Origin of the sequence: Streptomyces sp., assembly GCF_050698815.1 — a bacterium.
In the GTDB taxonomy this organism is placed as follows: Bacteria; Actinomycetota; Actinomycetes; order Streptomycetales; family Streptomycetaceae; genus Streptomyces.
On record NZ_JBOHCV010000156.1, the window covers coordinates 1 to 2,260 of the forward strand.

At 69.2% G+C, this 2,260-nt stretch carries 2 protein-coding genes, 1 tRNA gene and 1 pseudogene; 1 reads left to right on the forward strand and 3 read right to left on the reverse strand.

Annotated features, from left to right (window positions below; genetic code table 11):
- From ACRDP3_RS05990 to ACRDP3_RS06000, 3 genes and pseudogenes are all read right to left on the reverse strand, one after another.
- A pseudogene (locus ACRDP3_RS05990) lies at positions 1–644 on the reverse strand (PE-PGRS family protein); the annotation flags it as partial.
- A gap of 214 nt (positions 645–858) precedes the next feature.
- Positions 859–932: transfer RNA gene (locus tag ACRDP3_RS05995), tRNA-Pro, on the reverse strand.
- Positions 933–1,014: 82 nt separating this feature from the next.
- On the reverse strand, positions 1,015–1,944 hold the full coding sequence (locus ACRDP3_RS06000) for a metallophosphoesterase (RefSeq protein ID WP_431515766.1): 930 nt from the start codon (positions 1,942–1,944) through the stop codon (positions 1,015–1,017).
- Positions 1,945–2,104: 160 nt separating this feature from the next.
- Between ACRDP3_RS06000 and ACRDP3_RS06005 the strand changes: the two genes are divergently transcribed.
- A partial coding sequence (locus ACRDP3_RS06005) for a GatB/YqeY domain-containing protein (RefSeq protein WP_431515767.1) occupies positions 2,105–2,260 on the forward strand: 156 nt, incomplete at its 3' end.

The following is a 2,260-nucleotide window of genomic DNA, read 5'->3' on the forward strand; positions in this document are numbered from 1 at the left end:
GCGGCGAGTACGTCTTCGATGTCCGTGATCACGCGACTGCGCTGGAGTCGGATCCGGTTCCATTCCGTTTCGTCCTCACCCGTGATCCTCAGCAGGCCGAGGAAGAAGTCTCCCTTGGCCCGCCCGCTGTACTTGAGGTGGTAGCCGGGCGGAGCGCACTGGCGTGCGGCATCGAAGGCGCGACGGTAGCGAGCCCGCTCCGCCGCGTCCGGGTTGGGGATGCGCAGAAAGCGGCCTGCCTTCTGGACCTTCTCGATCAGATCCGGCCCGGGGATTTCGGGCGAGGGACGGGCGGGCGGCCGAGAGGAAGGCTTCTTGGCCTTGACGTCGCCCGCCGTGGCCGGCCTCTGTGCCGGGGCCGGACGTCGGTGTGCATCCGCATCTGTGGCTGCGGGCTGCTTCTCCCGGGGCACTTGCGCAGGCTTGTCCGGGTGATGACCGTGCTGAAGGTAGAAGCGCCCGGCATCGGTGATCTGGGCCCGCCACTTGCCGGCTGCTTTCGGCATGGCGATGAGGCCCCGCTCCTTCAACGCGCGAGCGGTAAGGGCGAGTTCCGGGCTGTCGGAGGTGACGGGCTCGGCCGCGCCCCCGATCCGGGTGAGCAGGGATAGCTGGCGCTCGTTGAGCGGCGTCCAACGGTGCATGGTCTTGGTCGTACCGTCGGCACCTGGTCCGGACGAGCAGTTCGGGGAAAGTTCTCCGAGCCGCCTATTTCTGTGCTCGGGAATCGACCGTCGGTGTCTCCATGGGAGCCGCGTCTCAAGGTCGGCTCCCATATGGCTCCCAAAGGGCCTCAAACACGTTTCAGGGGCCCGTTCGCCATCAAGCGAATGGGCCCCTGACCTGCTGTTTCTTCTGTCGGGGTGGCGGGATTTGAACCCACGACCTCTTCGTCCCGAACGAAGCGCGCTACCAAGCTGCGCCACACCCCGAAGCAACCTGGACTACCTTAGCCCAGCCGGACGCTCAGGAGAAATCCGGTTTCCGCGGGGTGCGGGGGACGGGCGGGGCGCGTCAGGCGGGGGCGGTGAGGGTCAGCAGGGTGGCCTCCGGTGGGCAGGCGAAGCGGACCGGGGTGTAGCGGTTGGCGCCGCAGCCCGCGGAGACGTGGAGGTAGGAGCGGTGGCCGCCCGCGCGGTGGGTGGAGAGGCCCTTGACGCGGTCGGTGTCCAGGTCACAGTTGGTGACGAGCGCTCCGTAGAAGGGGACGCAGAGCTGACCGCCGTGAGTGTGGCCGGCCAGGATCAGCGGGTAGCGGTCGGCGGTGAAGGCGTCCAGGACGCGCAGGTACGGGGCGTGGACGACCGCGAGGGAGAGGTCGGCGTCGGGCTCGGGACCGCCCGCGACGGCGGCGTAGCGGTCCCGCTTGATGTGGGGGTCGTCGAGGCCGGTGAGGGCGATCTCCTGGCCGCTGTCGAGCTTGAGCCGGCCGCGGGCGTTGGTGAGGCCCGCCCAGCCCGCCGCGTCGAACGCGTCGAGCAAACCCTCCCACGGGTTGTGCACGGCGTGGACGGCGCCCGCGTTGCCGTTCAGTCCGTGGCGTCCGCTGGCCTTCTCGAACAGGTAGCGGGCGGGGTTGCGCAGTTTCGGGCCGTAGTAGTCGTTGGAGCCGAAGACGTACGCGCCGGGGAGTTCCAGCAGCGGACCGAGGGCGTCCAGCACGTCGGGGACGGCCTCGGGGTCGGAGAGGTTGTCGCCCGTATTGATGACGAGGTCCGGGCGCAGGCCGGCCAGGGACTGCAGCCAGCGCTGCTTCTTGCGCTGCCCCCGCACCATGTGGATGTCGGCGATGTGCAGGACGCGCAGCGCGGGCATCCCCGGCGGCAGCACGGGGACGGTGACGCGCCGGAGGCGGAAGGAACGGGGCTCGACGGCGGTCGCGTAGCCGACGCAGGCCGCGCCGAGAGCCGTCAGGGTGAGGGGGATTCCGTATCGCGCGCGCATGGGCCCATGGTCGCAGACCTGGTGTCGGGGGCGCATGCCGTGCGGGGAGCGGCCGGCGTGAGCACGGTCGGCATGAGTACGGCCTATGGGGATATCGAGGTGCGGTCCGTGCTTGATGGGGGATGATGGCCACCGAATCTTTGGAGGATACGAAGTAGCTATGACTACGCTCAAGTCCCGGCTGAAGGACGACCTGACCACAGCGATCAAGGCGCGCGACGAGCTGCGCTCCGCCACCCTCCGGATGACCCTCACCGCGATCACCAAGGAGGAGGTCGCGGGCACGTCGGCGCGTGAACTCTCCGACGACGAGGTG